The organism is Pseudomonas sp. NPDC098747 (assembly GCF_044760045.1).
Lineage (GTDB): Bacteria > Pseudomonadota > Gammaproteobacteria > Pseudomonadales > Pseudomonadaceae > Aquipseudomonas.
The window spans coordinates 87,308-104,816 of sequence record NZ_JBIWAL010000021.1 but is presented as its reverse complement, the minus strand read 5'-3'; the positions used below and the strand labels follow the sequence as shown (position 1 = coordinate 104,816).

The following is a 17,509-nucleotide window of genomic DNA, read 5'->3' as shown; positions in this document are numbered from 1 at the left end:
TGGATCTAGAGCGCCTTCACCGGCGTTGTCGCCGCCTTTGGACGAGCATCCGACAGCTACTGCGATGGCCAGTGCCTGCGCAGCAAATTTACCTAACTTCAGCATTTCCTTCGTGAAACTCCTAATGAACCCCAGTGTGTTAAGTAAAACGTGTAGCGCCCGCTCACTTCAGGTAAGGGGACCAGGACGGTTCTCTGACTTCGCCTTGAGCGGTAGGAAGCGGGAGCCTAACGCGTCCATTAATGGACACGAGCATCAAGACTCCCCGGCCCTGTTGGCGGGTGGCGTAGATTACCATGGTGCCGTTGGGCGCAACAGTAGGCGACTCGTCCAGAGTGCTATCAGTGAGGATCTTTACACTACCTCGCTGCAAATCCTGGGCTGCCACCTTGAAATTGGTGAAACCATCCTGGCGATGGATCATCACCAGGGTCTTTTCATCAGCCGAAAGTTTCGGGTTGGCGTTGTAGTTGCCTACGAACGTCACACGCTCGGCACCACCGCCACTGGCGCTGGTTTTGTAGATCTGTGGTTTGCCGCCACGGTCGGACGTGAAGTAGATGGTCGAACCATCCTTGCCCCAGTACGGTTCGGTGTTGATGCCAGGGCCCGCCGTTACACGATTGATCTGACGCGAAGCCAGGTTCATCACGTAAATGTCCGGGTTACCGTCTTTCGACAGTACGAACGCCAGACGATCACCATTCGGCGACCAGGCTGGAGCGCCGTTCAGGCCTTCGAAGTTGGTGATCTGCTCACGGCGACCGGTGTCGATGTTCTGCATGAAGATGCGCGGACGCTTCTGCTCGAACGACACGTAGGCGATGCGCTTGCCATCCGGTGCGAAACGCGGCGACAGGATCGGCTCGCGCGATTGCAACAGAGTCACGGCGCGGGCACCGTCGTAGTCCGAACGCTGCAGGGTGTAACGGGTGTTCTTCTCGGAGAAGCGTTCAGCCGTCACGTACAGCAAACGGGTCGAAAACGCACCTTGAATACCGGTGAGTTTTTCGAACGACTGGTCAGCGATGAAGTGCGCCATGTCGCGCAACTGCTCGGTGGTACCGGAAACACTGCCGTCAGCCACTTTCTGCTCGGTGGCCACGTTGAACAGTGCCCATTGCACCTGCAGGCGACCGCCCGCTGGTGCGATGCTGCCGACCATCATGTATTGAGCACCTACCGCCTTCCAGTCACGGAAGATGATTTCGCTCGCCTGGCTTGGCTGGCTGATCATGTTTTGCTTTGGAATCGGCGAGTAGTAGCCCGAGTTACGCAAATCGTTACCAATGATTTCAGCCATGTCGTCCGGCAGAACGGCGCCGCCCTGCAAACCGAACGGTACAACCGCGATCGGAGTAGCCCGATCGCTGCCGCTGGTGACCAGAATGTTCTTTTCATCAGCCATCGCGATCCCTGCCATGCAGCAGATCACGACCAGCATTCCTCGAAGAAGGTTTCTCACAAGGCTAAATCCTCAGGTGTGAATGTCATCTTGAATGAACGATACGGAGCGAAATCGCTCGGCTTCATTCCCTGCATTTCTGTCAAACGTCCAATATTCTTGACCGCCGCTACTGCCGAAGCATCGAACGGACCATCGCCACTGGATTTGGCCACGTTGACCGAAGTCACCGTACCGTCCGGCAACATGCCGATTTGCAGCACGACCGTCATGCCTTTACGTGCCGAAGGTGGACGAGCCCAGCCTTCCGCTGCCCGCGCACGAATCAGGTCATCGAAACTGCCCGCGACTTCGTCACCCAACTCATCGGCCAAGGCCTGCTGACGCTGCGGCGTGTCGGAAAGCAAATCTGCCAAGGCCTGAGCCTTTTTGTCTTCGGTAGATTTACGTGCCGCATCCTGCGATTTCTTCTTCGCAGCATCGGCAGCAGCTTTCTTCTTCGCTTCGTCGGCGACTTTCTTCTTCGCCTCCTCAGCTTCAGATTTCTTCTTGGCGTCTTCGGCGGCTTTCTTCTTCGCGTCTTCGACGATCTTTTTCTTCGCTTCTTCAGCGGCCGCTTTCTTGGCCTCTTCTTCAGCAGCCTTCTTGGCTTCTTCTTCAGATTTCTTCTTGGCTATATCAGCCAATTGTTTCTCTTCTGCCTTCTTGGCTTCGGCGGTCTTCTTCGCGTCATCGGCTTTTTTGGCTTCATCAGCCTTTTTTGCCTCGTCCGCTTTTTTCGACTCGTCGGCCTTCTTGGCTTCCTCGGCAATTATACCCCCAACAACTATATTATGAAACGAATCTTTAAAAGCATACATCTCGAACTATATATACAAAATCTGCTCGACTTAGGTATGTATCTCGGCGGATTTCTTCGCCTCACCCGCAATCTTCTGATTGGTCTGGGTGGTTGCCTGACTTTTCGATTTCAGCTGGTACAGGGTCGCCTGGACAATCGGCTTGGCCGGCGGCAACTCTGGTGTAAAGGCGAAACTGACGAACAGCATGCCGAATACCAGCACGTGCAGGACAATCGCCAGAACACTAGGCCAGAAGTAGCTTTCCGAGGCAGACGGCTCTCGCAGTGGCTGCATCAGGGGGCCTCGGTAATCAAACCAACATTACCGACCCCGGCTTTCTGCAACCCGCCCATGGCGCCCATGACGGAACCATAGTCGACGGTTTTGTCGCCGCGGATAAAGACCTGGGTACGCTTGCCGTTACCGTTGCCGGCCGCAATGATTTTCGTCACCGCGTCGGTCATTTGCGGCAGGGTCATAGCCCTGTCCTGTTGCTTCTCGGTGTCGACTTCGCTGCCAAGGTTCCAGTAATAGGTCTTGTCAGCCTTGATCGAAATGGTCAGGACCTGAGTGTTGTTGTCCTGCGGCAAGGCTTCGCTGGAAACCTTGGGCAGATCAACTTTCACGCCCTGATTGAGCATCGGCGCGGTCACCATGAAAATGACCAGCAGTACCAGCATCACGTCGATGTAAGGCACCACGTTCATCTCGGCGACCGGCTTGCGCTTTTTGCGAGCTCGAGCGATTAAAGCCATTGGAAATTACCTGCTTATTCTTCGCTGGTGTGCACTTTGCGGTGCAGGATCGCCTGGAATTCATCGGCGAAGGTGTAGTAACGGCCCAGCAGGGTTTCGCTGCGAGCAGCAAAACGGTTGTAAGCGATTACTGCAGGGATTGCCGCGAACAGGCCGATCGCCGTAGCGATCAGTGCTTCAGCGATACCCGGAGCCACGGTGGCCAGGGTCGCTTGCTGGGCGCTGGCCAGACCACGGAAGGAGTTCATGATGCCCCATACGGTACCGAATAGACCGATGTACGGGCTGACCGACCCAACGGTGGCGAGGAACGGCAGGCTCTGCTCGAGTTTTTCTTCTTCACGCGAGATGGCAACGCGCATGGCACGGGCCACACCTTCCATCACAGCTTCAGGGTCGACACCTGGCTGCTGGCGCAGACGGGAGAACTCTTTGAAACCGGCGCGAAAGATTTGCTCGACGCCCGAATCCGGATCAGGGTTGCTGCCGGCCTGACGGTAAAGTTTGGACAAATCGATACCCGACCAGAAGCGCTCTTCGAAGCTCTCCAGGGCGCGTCGACCGGCACGCAGCAGATTGCTGCGCTGAAAGATCATGATCCATGAGGTCACCGATGCGGCCACCAGAGTCAACATTACCAACTGCACCACGATGCTGGCATTGCTGACCAGGCTCCACATGGAGGAATGGTCGACGACGTTAGCTTCCACGCTTTATCTCCTGCTTTGAGTGTGTACCCGGGCCGACCGCGTCGGCGAAAGCCGCACGCAAGTCTTCGGGAAGGGCCCGGGGTTTCAAACTGTTAGTGCGCACACAGGCCACCAAAAACTGCCCCTCACAGAGCAGCACATTATCCGTTGCCCGCCTGACCTGCTGTTTGAAACGCAGGCTGACACGGTTCAATTCGATTACTTCAGCACTTACCAGAAGCTCGTCGTCCAGTCGCGCCGGCGCGTGGTAACGCGCTTCGCTGGAATGCACGACAAACAACAGGTCCTCTCCGGCCAACTGCGATTGGGCAAAGCCCAGTTCGCGGAGCCGCTCGGTTCGAGCCCGTTCCATAAACTTGAGGTAATTAACGTAATACACGATGCCGCCCGCATCGGTGTCCTCGTAATAAACGCGACAACGATGTGCGAACGGCTCAAGCCCGTTTTGCGCGCGCATACTCTAGTGCTTACTCCTCATGTTGCCAATCCGGCCAGACAACTGTTTTTCGTTGTTTCAGGGCTTTACCGCAAAAGTACCGTCCTCAGACAGTACAAACCCTGAATAAATCGACAACAAATGTGTATTAATCGTCCACGGTATCGAGAAACTCGTCTACCACGGGCGTCTCACCCATTCGTGACGGAATGTTTAAACCGAAATGCAGATACGCATGCCGCGTCACCACCCTGCCCCGTGGTGTGCGCATGATATAGCCCTGCTGAATCAGATACGGCTCCAGCACGTCTTCAATCGTGTGGCGCTCTTCACTGATTGCCGCTGCAAGGCTGTCGATCCCGACCGGCCCGCCATCGAACTTCTCGATCATGGTCAACAGCAGACGCCGGTCCTGATGATCGAAACCATGCTCGTCGACATCCAGCAGATTCAACGCCAGATCCGCCACCGCTTTGGTGATGTGGCCCTTGGCGCGTACTTCGGCAAAATCGCGTACGCGGCGCAGCAATCGATTGGCAATTCGCGGTGTACCACGGGCACGTCGAGCGATTTCGAAAGCGCCCTCGGGGTCCAGTGGCAGGCCAAGAATATTCGCCGAACGACTGACAATCGTCGACAGATCGGCAGTGCTGTAGAACTCAAGACGCTGGACGATACCGAAGCGGTCACGCAACGGGTTGGTCAGCATGCCGGCGCGAGTGGTCGCTCCGACCAGGGTGAACGGCGGCAGATCGAGTTTGATCGAACGTGCTGCCGGCCCTTCACCGATCATGATGTCGAGCTGGAAATCTTCCATCGCCGGGTACAGCACTTCTTCCACGATTGGCGACAGGCGATGAATTTCGTCGATGAACAGCACGTCATGCGGTTCAAGATTGGTCAGCAATGCCGCCAGATCACCCGGACGTTCAAGCACTGGGCCCGAGGTGCTCTTGATCGACACCCCCATTTCCTGGGCGATGATGTTGGCCAGCGTGGTTTTACCCAGCCCCGGCGGGCCGAAAATCAACGTGTGATCAAGCGATTCGCTACGACCACGGGCGGCCTGGATGAACAGTTCCATCTGCTCGCGCACCGTCGGCTGGCCAATGTAGTCGGCCAGACTGACCGGGCGAATGGCCCGGTCCTGGACTTCTTCGCGCTCGCGCGGAACGTGCGCAGCAGCGATCAGACGATCAGCTTCAATCACTTAAATCATTCCCTTCAGGGCGCGGCGGATCATGTCTTCACTGCTCAAATTCTTGTCCTTGATGGCCGAAATTGCCTTGCTCGCTTCCTGCGGCTTGTAACCCAGGGAAATCAACGCGCTGACCGCATCGTTCTCGGCGGTGTTGACCGGCGCCGGGCCATCCGGCTGGTTTGGCACCAGGGCGAACATGGCCGGCGAGGTTTCCCAGGCCTTGAAGCGATCTTTCAGCTCGACCAGCAAACGCTCGGCGGTTTTCTTGCCAACGCCCGGCACCTTGGTCAGGGCCGACGTGTCTTGGGACTGGACGCAGCGGACCAGTTCGTCGACTTCCAGGCTCGACATCAATGCCAGGGCCAATTTCGGCCCGACACCATTGAGACGGATCAACTCGCGAAAAAAGTCTCGCTCACGCTTGCCGGCGAAACCATAGAGTAACTGCGCGTCTTCGCGTACGACCAAGTGCGTGTGCAGGGTCAGCGGTTCACCGACCGACGGCAGGCGATACAGAGTGGTCATGGGCACTTCCAGCTCATACCCGAGACCATTTACATCGAGAATCAGGTGCGGCGGCTGTTTCTCAGCCAGGGTGCCGCGCAAGCGTCCAATCACGTTTCAGATCCTTGAGCGTTGGCCAGCCGTGGGCTGGCGACTGACGAAAGGCGTGCTTCAGGCCGACGACCCAGGCGCAAAACCCGCATTCCGGAAAATTTGATTGCTGATGCTATCAGAGACGCAGGCGCCCGCCACGACTGCGTGCCGCTCCCAAGCCATGCGGCAACAGGCTGGAACGGGTGTGGGCGTGACAAATGGCAATCGCCAGAGCGTCCGAAGCATCGATTTGCGGTTTGCTGGTCAGCTTCAGCATGTGCATGACCATCATCTGCACCTGCTCTTTATTGGCCGCGCCAGTACCGACCACGGCTTGCTTGACCTGGGTTGCCGTGTACTCGGCAATCTCCAGGCTCTCTTCGGCACCGGCAACAATCGCCGCGCCACGGGCCTGCCCGAGTTTGAGTGCCGAATCGGCGTTTTTTGCCATGAACACTTTTTCGATGCCCATGGTGACCGGGCCGTAGGTCTGAATGATTTCACGCACGCCGCGATAGACGATTTGCAGTCGCTCATGCAGTTCGCCTGCGCCCGTGCGGATACAGCCCGAGGCGACGTAGATGCAGCCGCCACGTCCGGTATCGCGAACAATGCCGTAACCGGTGATGCGCGAACCGGGGTCGATACCAAGAATTAAAGTCATAACGCCTGCGGATTCGGAAAAAGCACGAAATTCAGTACAACAAATAACAAATGTGGGAGCTGGCTTGCCAGCGATGACGGAGTGTCAGACGACATCATTATATGATGTGCCGACGCCATCGCTGGCAAGCCAGCTCCCACATGAAAGCCTAGTCGCTCTTAACCGAGCTGAGCGGCGACGTCTTCCGGAATGTCTGCGTTGGAATAGACGTTCTGCACGTCATCCAGGTCCTCAAGCATGTCGATCAGCTTGAGCACCTTCTCCGCGCCTTCCAGATCCAGTTCGGCACTGGTGGTCGGCAGCATGACGATTTCCGCGTCATCACCTTTGAAACCGGCGGCTTCCAGCGCGTTACGCACGGAATAGAAACCGGCGAACGAAGTGAACACGTCAATCGAACCGTCTTCGTGAGTCACCACGTCATCGGCGTCGGCTTCCATCGCCGCTTCGATCAGAGCGTCCTCATCAACGCCCGGCGCGAAGGAGATCTGGCCCTTGCGCTCGAACAGATACGCCACCGAACCGTCGGTACCAAGGTTACCGCCGCACTTGCTGAACGCATGGCGCACGGCTGCTGCGGTGCGATTGCGGTTGTCGGTCATGCACTCGACCATCACCGCCACGCCGCCCGGGCCGTAACCTTCGTAACTCAGTTCGACCATGTCGTCGGTGTCGGCAGCACCGGCACCACGGGCAACCGCGCGATCGATGATATCGCGGCTCATGTTTGCACCGAGAGCCTTGTCCAGTGCCAGACGTAAACGCGGGTTGGAACCCGGATCACCGCCACCCTGACGGGCAGCGACGGTCAGCTCACGAATCCACTTGGTAAAGATTTTGCCTTTCTTGGCATCCTGACGTTCTTTGCGGTGCTTGATGTTCGCCCACTTGGAATGACCCGCCATAACTCGCTCCGAATTCTCTTTGAAACGTTGCCCGCCCTGCTCTCGCAGCGGCCGGCAAACAAAAAATCTTGAACAGCTTTCAAACCATAAGAAAGAAAAAAGGCGCATCCGAAGATGCGCCTTCAGGCCCGTCTTACTCAGCCTTTGGCGTTTCGCGCAAACGAATGTGCAGCTCGCGCAATGCCTTGGCATCCACCACACCCGGTGCTTGCGTCATGACGTCGGCAGCACTCTGGGTTTTCGGGAAGGCGATCACTTCACGGATCGACTGGGCGCCGGTCATCAGCATCACCAGACGGTCCAGACCGAAGGCCAGGCCACCGTGCGGCGGTGCACCGTACTTCAGGGCGTCGAGCAGGAAGCCGAATTTCTCTTCCTGTTCTGCTTCGTTGATGCCCAACAGACGGAACACCGACTGCTGCATTTCCTTGCGGTGGATACGGATCGAACCGCCACCCAGCTCAGTGCCGTTCAGCACCATGTCGTACGCGCGGGACAGAGCGCCGGCCGGGTTGGCTTCGAGCTCTTGCGGCGTGCACTTCGGCGCGGTGAACGGGTGGTGCAGCGCAGAGAAGCTGCCGTCGTCGTTTTCTTCGAACATCGGGAAGTCGACGACCCACATTGGCGCCCACTCGCAAGTCAGCAGCTTGAGGTCGTGACCGAGCTTGATGCGCAGTGCGCCCAAAGCTTCGCTGACGATCTTGGCCTTGTCGGCGCCGAAGAACACGATGTCGCCGTCGACTGCACCAACGCGATCAAGGATGGCATTGAGGTTGTCCAGCGGGATGTTTTTCACGATCGGCGATTGCAGACCGTCAACACCGGCAGCACGCTCGTTGACCTTGATGTACGCCAGGCCCTTGGCACCGTAGATGCCGACGAACTTGGTGTAGTCGTCGATCTGCTTGCGCGGCATGCTCGCCCCGCCTGGAACGCGCAGTGCGGCGATACGGCATTTCGGATCGTTGGCCGGGCCGCTGAAGACCTTGAAATCAACTTCTTTGAGTTGATCGGCAACGTCGACCAGTTCCAGCGGGTTACGCAGGTCTGGCTTGTCGGAACCGTAGCGGCGCATGGCTTCTTCGAAAGTCATGTGCGGGAAGTCGCCGAATTCCAGACCCAGCACTTCCTTGAACAGGTTGCGGATCATTTGCTCGGTGAGGCCCATGATCTCTTTTTCATCGAGGAAGCTGGTCTCGATGTCAATCTGGGTGAATTCAGGCTGACGGTCGGCACGCAGGTCTTCATCGCGAAAGCACTTGGCGATCTGGTAGTAACGGTCGAAGCCGGCCACCATCAGCAGTTGCTTGAACAACTGCGGCGATTGCGGCAAGGCGAAGAACGAACCGGCGTGAGTACGGCTTGGCACCAGATAGTCGCGTGCGCCTTCTGGAGTTGCACGGGTCAGGATCGGTGTTTCAACGTCGAGGAAGCCGTTTTCGTCGAGGAAGCGACGGATGCTGGTGGTCATGCGCGAACGCAGACGCAGCTTCTCGGCCATTTCCGGACGGCGCAGATCGAGGAAGCGATAGCGCAGGCGCGTTTCTTCGCCAACGTCGGAGTATTCGTTGAGCGGGAACGGCGGGGTTTCCGACTCGTTCAGCACTTCCAGTTCGTAACCCAGCACCTCGATCATGCCCGACGCCATGTTGGCGTTGGTTGCACCGGCCGGACGCAGACGCACCTTACCGGTGATCTTCACGACGTATTCGCTGCGCACGCGATCGGCGGCGGCGAAGCTCTCGGCGCGATCCGGATCGAACACCACTTGGGCCAGACCGTCACGATCACGGATATCGAGGAAAATCACCCCGCCGTGGTCGCGGCGACGGTGAACCCATCCGCAAAGGGTAATTTCCTGACCTTCCAGGCTTTCGTTCAGTTGGCCGCAATAGTGGCTGCGCATCATGGTAGTGGTTCGCTTCTCGTAATTCGAAATTCGGTGGAGATCCCGTCGCACTCAAGCATTGTGCGACTTGTGGAAACTCACTCGTGTCGTTCGTCCAGGGCCTGAACCCTAGTCAGATTTGTCGCCACCGGCCAGGTTCTTCTTGGTTCCGGTCTTGAAATCGGTTTCGTACCAACCGCTGCCGCTGAGGCGAAAGCCTGGCATGGACAGCTGTTTCTTGAGCGCTGGCGCCTGGCAGGCAGGGCAGTCGACCAGCGGTGCATCGCTGATCTTTTGAATGGCTTCCAACTGATGACCACAGGAAGCACATTGATAATCGTACATCGGCATGGAGGTGTCTCGGCGATCAGATTGCCACCGCGCGCAGGGCTTTGCGGCGAAAGAGCGGGATTATATCCATTAAATGCGGCCTGTGCAGCCGTAAGACTGCACAGGCCGCAACCTCCTTTGCAACCGCTGTTTCAGAGCGAATTCGCTGGTTCAGCGACTTTGACCCCGTTCATGACACACACCACTCGTACCAGCGCACTGAAATTTTTCACCCCGCCGTGACGCAGATGCACCTCACGGTCAACGTGGGACAACAGTGAACTGATCGAACAGCAGTTGTCTTTGGCCATCGTGCCGAGGATGTTCCAGTACACCTGCTCCAGCCGCAGGCACGTCGCGTATCCGTTCAAACGCACGGATCGGGACAGCGGCTGTACCAATGACATGTCGAATTCGTTGACGAACGGATCGAACTTCAATTCATGTTGCAAGCCGACAATCCTGTCGCCTCGCCTGTCTCCCTCTACCATATTAGTGACACTCCTTTGCCATCTCTGCTTGTTTTCGAAGTCACATCCTGTGACTTCCATAAAAGCGCAGACGCAAAGTTATATCCAGATGACTAATTGACCATCCCCGTAGGATAAGCCAACGATAGAAGTAAGACGCCGGACAGCGCGGGCATCCCCAAGGCCTACCCGCGCACTTGGGTCAGGCTTCAAGCAATGCGCGCAACATCCACGCGGTTTTTTCATGAACCTGCATGCGCTGGGTCAGCAGGTCGGCAGTCGGCTCATCGCTGACCTTGTCGAGCAGCGGGAAAATGCCGCGCGCGGTGCGGGTCACGGCTTCCTGACCGGCGACCAGTTGCTTGATCATGTCCTCGGCGCTGGGTACGCCCTCTTCCTCTTTTATAGAAGAAAGCCGCGCATACGTGGCATAGGCGCCCGGCGCAGGGAAACCAAGGGCGCGAATGCGCTCGGCGATCGAATCGACGGCCAGCGCCAATTCGTTGTATTGCTCTTCGAACATCAAGTGCAGCGTGCGGAACATCGGTCCGGTGACGTTCCAGTGGAAGTTATGGGTTTTCAGATACAGCACGTAGGTGTCCGACAGCAGACGCGACAGTCCCTCAACGATGGACTTGCGATCTTCTTCACTGATACCGATATCGATTGCCATGTTTACCCCCTAACGGCGATTTGAATTCATCCAAGGTGCAGCCCCACTCTAGCAAGGCTGTCGACACCTCGCAGCCCCGAATCAATACCGGCACTGCGACAAATCGACCACTTCCCTGCCGCTGGCCGGCCTGATTTGAGTAGCTGCAGGCTTTGCTGTTAAATAGGCAGTGTGTCGCCATGCCCCTTTTTTCGGGGATTTGCGCATGCTGATGCCGTGTCCGTGTCCACCGCCTCTTATTTTGTTCCGAAGCGAACCGTGCGCCTTCAGCTCTTCCTTGTGAGCCGTCATAACGTGAGCCAATCAAAATGTTGAAAATCGTCCACCTGCTAATGGGCGCAGCGGCACTGCTGCTGTCGTTCATACCTAGCTTGAAATCCGAAGCCGTTCCCTACCTGCAACAACCCGATGCACTTTACCTGGCCTTTTTCGGCCTGCTGAACCTGGTCATTGCCCCAGTGATTCCTTACTGGAACAAAGGTCCGCGCCAGCATCTGCAAAATCTGGTCAGCGCTCTTCTGGTGCTGACTGTCGTCCTGCAAACCTTGACCCTGATCGCGCCGATGCCTGTCATCGCCGGCCAGCCAGCCGTGTTGTTCAGTCTGGTCATTGCCCTGGTTGCCGTGGTCCTGCACCTGGCCGTCAGCTTCTATCGTTCTTCACCAGTTGCCGCGTCAACCAGCTACGACATGACCAACCGCGATACTGGCACCGTCAAGTGGTTCAACACCTCCAAAGGCTTCGGCTTTATCTCCCGGGATTCCGGTGATGATATTTTCGTGCACTTTCGCGCGATCCGTGGCGAAGGCCACCGCGTTCTGGTCGAAGGCCAGCGCGTGGAGTTCTCGGTGATGAACCGGGACAAGGGTCTGCAAGCCGAGGACGTGATCGCCGCGCTGCCGCGTCGCTGATCCAAGGCATAAAAAAAACCGCGAGCAGCGTGCTGTTCGCGGTTTTTTTATGCCTGATGAAAAGAACGCGCCTCAATAGTGCGGCGGCGGTGCTTCTTCCTCGAAGGATTCGAACTGCCCGACCATCTCTTCCTGACGCTTGAGCAGTGCAGCCATTTGCAATTGCAGGCGCTCGACCACCCGCTGCTGCGACACCAGGATGTCATTCAATGTCTGAATAGTGTCGTCCTGAAACGCCAGACGGCTTTCCAGATCGTTAACGCGTTCTTCCAGGGTCATGACTCAGCCCTCCACAAAGGTGAAATCTTCGGTCAGCACCACACGCAACTGCGCTCGAATGGCGTCCACCTGTTCGCTGGCATAAGGCCTGGCCGGGTGCTTGCCCCAGACCGGCGCCGGCCACGCGGCATCGTCGCGCTTGCGCACGATCACATGCATGTGCATCTGACTGACCACGTTACCCAGCGTTGCGACGTTCATTTTGTCGGCATCGAACAAGTCTTTGAGCAACTCGGCCAGCGCGGTGGTTTCCAGCCAGAGTTGCTGCTGATCAGCGACATCTAACTGAAACAACTCGCTGATATCGTCGCGGCGCGGCACCAGGATGAACCACGGGTAGTTGGCGTCATTGGACAGCAAAAGCCGGCAGAGCGGGAAGTCGCCGATGGTCAGCGTGTCCTGTTGAAGTCGTGAATCTAAAGCAAACACTGCGCGCACTCCCGGCTGATCTACATAATTCAGCTTGGCAGCCAACCCGACAGGCAGCGCACCAAGCGACAGAACCGCAGCATACCTGCGAATGCGCTCGCCTTCACGACCACAGTACCCTTGCCATTCTCCGGGCGCCCCGACTTGTGACATTTTCAGACACCCTGCACCAGTACGGAACCCGCACTGATGACCCTAATGCTGAAATGCCCGAGAAACCCTGAGCTGCTCACGATCATCGACAACCCGAACTGAATGAACACGGTACAGCGCGTAAATTTTTTGCACCAAAACCGCACACTGCGTCTACGCTCAGTGCGTCGGGCATCCGCCGAATACTCACTGGCGGGGTGAACCGGTAACGTTTTTGGTTGTCACGCGCCGATAGAGGTGTGGCAACACCATACGAACAATCGCGTCAAGCCCTGACAAAAAGCGGCTTGGCGCCCCGTATTTATGAGGCTTTTACAGGTAAAGACAGGCGTTCTGAAAAATAACCGCACCGACATCGCAGTTTGTGCACGCTTGTTGCATTCGTACTCATATGGACTATAAGCGCACCACGGGAAGTGGGAGCCTTAAGCCCGATAAAAACAGTGGCAGGGTTGCCCGATGGAGATTCAAGTGTTTTGCCAGGGACTCTTTTTTAGCGATGCAAAAGGCTAGAAAAACAGCGAGAAAGTTGTCGGTCCGACTGCATCGGTACTGTGAATTTGCGACATCTACAAAGCCATCGGCGACAGCGTCGTAAAGAAGCTGAAAGGTTAGATTCGCAAGTATCGCCAACAATGTCGGCGTGATATAAGTTTGCGCCGACACAAAAAGAAAGAGCCGCCCAGATAATAAAACAGGTGGGACGGCAGTACTCTTCTAAAAACCAAAGGAGCAAATCACGATGCGCGTGATGAAGTGGAGCATGATCGCCCTGGCTGTAGCAGCAGGCACCTCGCAGTTCGCAATGGCGTCTTCGCAGGATGAAGCCAAAGGTTTCCTGGAAGACCAGAGTCTGAAACTGAAGACTCGTATGGAATACATGAACCGCGACTACAAAAACGGTGCGGGCAATAGCACTTCCGGCACTGCTGGCTATCGCCAGGACACCGGCGTCAGCCAACTGCTGTCCTATGAATCGGGCTTCACTCAAGGCACCGTAGGCTTCGGTCTCGACGCCATGGCAATGGGTGCTGTCAAACTCGACGGCGGCTCGGGCCACCGTGGTAACGGCCTGTTCGCCAACGACAGCGACGGCAACCCGGAAAAATCCCAGGGTAAAATCGGCGGCGCAGTCAAATTCCGCGTATCCGACACCGTGCTGAAATACGGTCAGCAATTCGTTGCCAGCCCGGTTTTCGCAACTGACGACAGCCGTATGCTGCCAGAAGTCGCTACCGGCACCCTGATCACTTCCAAAGAGATCAAAGGTCTGGAACTGAGCGCAGGTCGCTTCACTTCCCTGAGCAAGCAAACCGGTATGGGCCGTGACAGCATCGGCGGTCTGCCTGATGAGAACGGCAATGGCGGCAAAGGCCTGACCAACATCAACATCTTCGGTGCCAGCTACGCGTTCACCGATAACTTCACCGGCGCACTGGCTGCGTCCGATGCTGATGACTACTTCAAGAAGTACTACGTCAACCTGAACTACACCTTGCCGATCAACGACGATCAGTCGCTGAACTTCGACCTCAACGGTTACCACACCAAAGGCGACAGCCGTGGCGATCTGGTTGATGCCATCGGCGACGGCACCACCGGCGTGGACAACAACCTGTGGTCCCTGGCTGCTGCCTACAGCATCGGTGCTCACAAGTTCACCTTGGCTCACCAGCGCTCCAGCGGCGACAACGCTTACTACTATGGCGTTGACGGCAACAGCACCATCTTCGTGGCCAACTCCATTCAGATCTCCGACTTCGTGGGCCGCGACGAGCGCTCCTGGCAAGCTCGCTACGACCTGAACATGAAAACCTACGGCGTACCAGGCCTGAGCTTCATGACCCGTTACGTGATGGGTGATCACATCACCACCAACGGTCTGGGCGAAGGCAAGGAAAACGAGTGGAACGCCGAGTCCAAGTACGTGATCCAGGAAGGCCCGGCCAAAGACCTGTCGTTCCGTCTGCGCTACGCCATGTACCGCTCCAACGGCGCGTACAGCGGCTACTCGTCTGACAACAACGACACCCGTCTGATCGTTGAGTACCCACTGAACATCCTCTAATAGAGATGTACAGCTGACGTACTGTAGAGCACTGCTCTAACAAGAACCGCCCACCTGATCCAGGTGGGCGGTTTTTTTATGTGCGAGAAACTTCACCCAGATCACAAATATTAGCCAGCTATCTATTAGCCAGCAAACTTTCACACCGACATAAAAAAACCCAAGAGTGCGAACATCTCTTGGGTTTTGCATTTATTAACTGACCGTAAAGCCAGGTATCAATGTTGTTACTGAACAGCGCTTTCCTGAACCACACGAATAACTCGTTGTGGGAAGGGAATATCAATTCCTGCAGCCTTTAAACGATCGCGGGAATGTTCGTTAAACATGAACACCACATCCCAGTAGTCCGCAGTTTTAACCCACACACGCAGGGAAACCGTGATCGAACTGTCGCCCAGTGTCGAAACCACAGCCTGCGGCTCAGGATCTTGCAGAACACGCTCATCCTTGGCCAGATCCAGCAGTATCTGACGGGCCTTTTGCAGATCGGCGTCGTAATCCACGCCTACATCGAACACAACCTTGCGGGTAGGCTGACGGTTGGTGTTGGTGATGATGCCATTCGACAGATTGCCGTTTGGCATGATGACGGTCTTGTTGTCGCCGGTACGCAGCACGGTGTGGAAGATCTGGATGCTGTCGACAGTACCCGCCACGCCTTGCGCTTCGATCCAGTCACCGATACGGAACGGACGGAACAGTAGAATCAGCACACCGCCAGCGAAGTTCGCCAGGCTGCCCTGCAACGCCAGACCAATGGCCAGACCCGCGGCACCGATTGCCGCAACGAACGAGGTGGTTTCGACACCGATCATCGAGGCCACGCTGACGATCAGCAGCACCTTGAGAATGATGTTGGCCAGGCTGCTGATAAAACCTTGCAGTGCCAGATCAGCGTTACGCAGAGCCAGCAAACCACCGAGTTTCTGCGTGACCTTGTTGATCAGCCACCAGCCGATCCCCAGGGTAATCACCGCCAGCAGCACACGGCTGCCGTACTCCATGATCATCGGGATCCACGCCTGGGATGCCTTGACCAGGTGGTCTACTTCAGCGTTCAAATCCATGTTCTATCTCCTGATTTCCGGCTACCCGGGGTGTACACCAATACAAATGTGGGAGCGAGCTTGCTCGCGAAAGCGGTGTGTCATTCAGCAATCAATTGCCTGACCCGGCGCCTTCGCGAGCAAGCTCGCTCCCACAGTTTTCTTTGAGCATGCTTAGTCGCGGAAGTTGTTGAACTGCAGTGGCATCCCGAATTCCTTGGCACGCAGAGCCGCGATGGCTTCTTGCAGGTCATCACGCTTCTTGCCAGTCACACGCACCTGCTCGCCCTGAATGGCGGCCTGCACTTTGAGTTTGGCATCCTTGATGTGGCCGACGATCTTCTTCGCCAGTTCCTTGTCGATACCTTCCTTGAGCACGGCGTCCTGCTTCATCAGCTTGCCCGAGGCGTACTCATCCTTTACTTCAAGGCACTGCACGTCGATCTTGCGCTTGACCAGGGCCAACTTGAGGATTTCGATCATCGCTTCCAGCTGGAATCCGGCTTCAGCGGTCAGACTGACCGTCAGGTCCTTTTCCTTGAACTCGAAACTGCCTTTGCCTTTCAGGTCATAACGACGATCGAGTTCCTTCACGGCGTTCTCGACCGCGTTGGTGAGTTCGTGTTTGTCCAGTTCGGATACCACGTCGAACGACGGCATGTAATCTCTCCAATAAAAAGGCGCGCCCGATGTGGATGGAGCGCGCTTGGCTTGCGGTTAAAATCGGGCTCATTATAACGGGTCTTTTCCTGACGACACGGCGAGCCGCACATGCCTTTACCCAATCGAGCAAAAAACTGATGTCTACCCCTTGGCATGTTCTCGGCGCCGGCAGTCTCGGCACACTCTGGGCTACGCGACTGGCTCGGGCCGGTCTGCCGGTGAGGCTAATCGTGCGCGACGCGACGCGTTTGCACAGCTATAACGCCGCCGGTGGGTTGACCCTCGTGGAAAACGGACAAGCCAGCACCTATGCAGTTCCCGGCGAAACCCCGGACAGCCCCGAACCGATCCGTCGCCTGCTGGTGGCCTGCAAGGCATACGATGCCGAAACCGCGGTCGCCCGCCTCGCACCGCGCCTGACACCGGACGCCGAAATTATTCTGCTGCAAAACGGCCTCGGCAGTCAGGACGCTGTCGCCGCACGGGTGCCGCAAGCACGCTGCATCAGCGCGTCCAGCACCGAAGGGGCGTTCCGCGACGGCGATTGGCGCGTAGTGTTCGCCGGCCACGGTTACACCTGGCTCGGTGATGCTGCTCATCCGGTGGCGCCGATCTGGCTGGATGATCTTGAGGCAGCGAAAATCCCCCACGAATGGAGCACCGATATCCTCACGCGGCTGTGGCGCAAACTGGCGCTCAACTGCGCGATCAATCCGCTGACGGTGTTGCACAACTGCCGCAACGGCGGCTTGCAGACGCATCACTGCGAAGTCGCCACGCTTTGCAACGAACTCGCCGAACTGCTGGAGCGCTGCGGTCAACCCGCGGCGGCGGACAATCTGCAACAGGAAGTCGAACGCGTGATCCAGGCCACCGCGGCCAATTACTCATCGATGTATCAGGACGTCGCCAATCAGCGCCGCACCGAGATCAGCTATCTATTGGGCCACGCCTGCAAAGTCGCCGCACGCCACCAGCTGAACCTGCCGCACCTCAGTCAATTGCAGCAGCGACTGGTCACTCATCTGAACAGCCTTGGATTGCCCAGCGACTGAGCAGCGGCTACGCTGGCCACTTGTTC

Annotated in this window: 19 protein-coding genes and 2 pseudogenes; 3 read left to right on the top strand and 18 right to left on the bottom strand. The window is 57.0% G+C overall.

Annotated elements, in window-relative coordinates; translation table 11 throughout:
- The 14 genes and pseudogenes from ACIQVE_RS15305 to ACIQVE_RS15240 form a co-directional block, all read right to left on the bottom strand.
- Positions 1–105 (bottom strand): annotated as a pseudogene (locus ACIQVE_RS15305) (peptidoglycan-associated lipoprotein); the annotation flags it as partial.
- A gap of 58 nt (positions 106–163) precedes the next feature.
- On the bottom strand, positions 164–1,444 hold the full coding sequence (tolB, locus tag ACIQVE_RS15300; protein ID WP_402809692.1) for a Tol-Pal system beta propeller repeat protein TolB: 1,281 nt from the start codon (positions 1,442–1,444) through the stop codon (positions 164–166).
- 17 nt (positions 1,445–1,461) lie between these two features.
- Positions 1,462–2,541, bottom strand: a pseudogene (tolA, locus tag ACIQVE_RS15295) (cell envelope integrity protein TolA).
- A complete protein-coding gene (tolR, locus tag ACIQVE_RS15290; RefSeq protein WP_187679779.1) occupies positions 2,541–2,993 on the bottom strand; it encodes a protein TolR in 453 nt (150 codons plus the stop codon). Before tolR ends, tolA begins: the two are co-directional and overlap by 1 nt.
- A 23-nt stretch (positions 2,994–3,016) precedes the next feature.
- Positions 3,017–3,712 (bottom strand): protein TolQ, encoded by a 696-nt coding sequence (gene tolQ / locus ACIQVE_RS15285; RefSeq protein ID WP_008080223.1) that lies wholly within the window; start codon positions 3,710–3,712, stop codon positions 3,017–3,019.
- A complete protein-coding gene (ybgC, locus tag ACIQVE_RS15280; RefSeq protein ID WP_064391775.1) occupies positions 3,702–4,169 on the bottom strand; it encodes a tol-pal system-associated acyl-CoA thioesterase in 468 nt (155 codons plus the stop codon). Before ybgC ends, tolQ begins: the two co-directional genes overlap by 11 nt.
- Before the next feature lie 127 nt (positions 4,170–4,296).
- Entirely contained in the window at positions 4,297–5,358 is a 1,062-nt protein-coding gene (ruvB, locus tag ACIQVE_RS15275; RefSeq protein WP_402809687.1) for a Holliday junction branch migration DNA helicase RuvB, read from the bottom strand.
- Positions 5,359–5,967 carry a Holliday junction branch migration protein RuvA gene (gene ruvA / locus ACIQVE_RS15270; protein ID WP_402809684.1) on the bottom strand — a complete coding sequence of 203 codons (609 nt, stop codon included), beginning with the start codon at positions 5,965–5,967 and terminating at the stop codon, positions 5,359–5,361.
- Positions 5,968–6,082: 115 nt separating this feature from the next.
- Positions 6,083–6,610: a crossover junction endodeoxyribonuclease RuvC gene (gene ruvC, locus ACIQVE_RS15265; protein ID WP_007912737.1), complete on the bottom strand. Its 528-nt coding sequence runs from the start codon at positions 6,608–6,610 to the stop codon at positions 6,083–6,085.
- A 158-nt stretch (positions 6,611–6,768) separates the two neighbouring features.
- Entirely contained in the window at positions 6,769–7,515 is a 747-nt protein-coding gene (locus ACIQVE_RS15260) for a YebC/PmpR family DNA-binding transcriptional regulator (protein WP_402809680.1), read from the bottom strand.
- Between the two features lie 133 nt (positions 7,516–7,648).
- Positions 7,649–9,424 carry an aspartate--tRNA ligase gene (gene aspS, locus ACIQVE_RS15255; RefSeq protein WP_402809678.1) on the bottom strand — a complete coding sequence of 592 codons (1,776 nt, stop codon included), beginning with the start codon at positions 9,422–9,424 and terminating at the stop codon, positions 7,649–7,651.
- Positions 9,425–9,532: 108 nt separating this feature from the next.
- Positions 9,533–9,754, bottom strand: a complete 222-nt coding sequence (locus ACIQVE_RS15250; RefSeq protein ID WP_402809675.1) for an FmdB family zinc ribbon protein — start codon at positions 9,752–9,754, stop codon at positions 9,533–9,535.
- A gap of 131 nt (positions 9,755–9,885) precedes the next feature.
- Positions 9,886–10,224, bottom strand: a complete 339-nt coding sequence (locus ACIQVE_RS15245; RefSeq protein ID WP_402809672.1) for a ribbon-helix-helix domain-containing protein — start codon at positions 10,222–10,224, stop codon at positions 9,886–9,888.
- A gap of 181 nt (positions 10,225–10,405) precedes the next feature.
- A complete protein-coding gene (locus ACIQVE_RS15240; RefSeq protein ID WP_042560644.1) occupies positions 10,406–10,876 on the bottom strand; it encodes a Dps family protein in 471 nt (156 codons plus the stop codon).
- Positions 10,877–11,184: 308 nt separating this feature from the next.
- Between ACIQVE_RS15240 and ACIQVE_RS15235 the strand changes: the two genes are divergently transcribed.
- Positions 11,185–11,787, top strand: coding sequence for a cold shock domain-containing protein membrane protein (locus tag ACIQVE_RS15235; RefSeq protein ID WP_402809669.1), 603 nt, complete (start codon positions 11,185–11,187; stop codon positions 11,785–11,787).
- Positions 11,788–11,859: 72 nt separating this feature from the next.
- On the opposite strand, the gene ACIQVE_RS15230 is transcribed toward ACIQVE_RS15235, so the two are convergent.
- The gene (locus ACIQVE_RS15230) at positions 11,860–12,066 is read right to left on the bottom strand and encodes a SlyX family protein (protein WP_402809666.1); all 207 of its coding nucleotides are present in this window, start codon (positions 12,064–12,066) and stop codon (positions 11,860–11,862) included.
- A 3-nt stretch (positions 12,067–12,069) separates the two neighbouring features.
- A complete protein-coding gene (locus ACIQVE_RS15225; RefSeq protein ID WP_402809663.1) occupies positions 12,070–12,495 on the bottom strand; it encodes an HIT domain-containing protein in 426 nt (141 codons plus the stop codon).
- An 895-nt stretch (positions 12,496–13,390) separates the two neighbouring features.
- Between ACIQVE_RS15225 and ACIQVE_RS15220 the strand changes: the two genes are divergently transcribed.
- Complete coding sequence (locus tag ACIQVE_RS15220; RefSeq protein ID WP_402809661.1) at positions 13,391–14,716, top strand: OprD family porin; 1,326 nt, start codon at positions 13,391–13,393, stop codon at positions 14,714–14,716.
- A 227-nt stretch (positions 14,717–14,943) separates the two neighbouring features.
- Here the strand turns inward: ACIQVE_RS15220 and ACIQVE_RS15215 are convergent, their stop codons facing one another.
- The gene (locus ACIQVE_RS15215) at positions 14,944–15,786 is read right to left on the bottom strand and encodes a mechanosensitive ion channel family protein (protein WP_402809658.1); all 843 of its coding nucleotides are present in this window, start codon (positions 15,784–15,786) and stop codon (positions 14,944–14,946) included.
- Positions 15,787–15,939: 153 nt separating this feature from the next.
- On the bottom strand, positions 15,940–16,425 hold the full coding sequence (locus ACIQVE_RS15210; RefSeq protein WP_042560649.1) for a YajQ family cyclic di-GMP-binding protein: 486 nt from the start codon (positions 16,423–16,425) through the stop codon (positions 15,940–15,942).
- 140 nt (positions 16,426–16,565) lie between these two features.
- Here ACIQVE_RS15210 and ACIQVE_RS15205 point away from each other — a divergent pair, with 140 nt between their 5' ends.
- Positions 16,566–17,483, top strand: a complete 918-nt coding sequence (locus ACIQVE_RS15205) for a putative 2-dehydropantoate 2-reductase (RefSeq protein ID WP_402809655.1) — start codon at positions 16,566–16,568, stop codon at positions 17,481–17,483.
- The last annotated feature ends 26 nt before the right edge of the window (positions 17,484–17,509 follow it).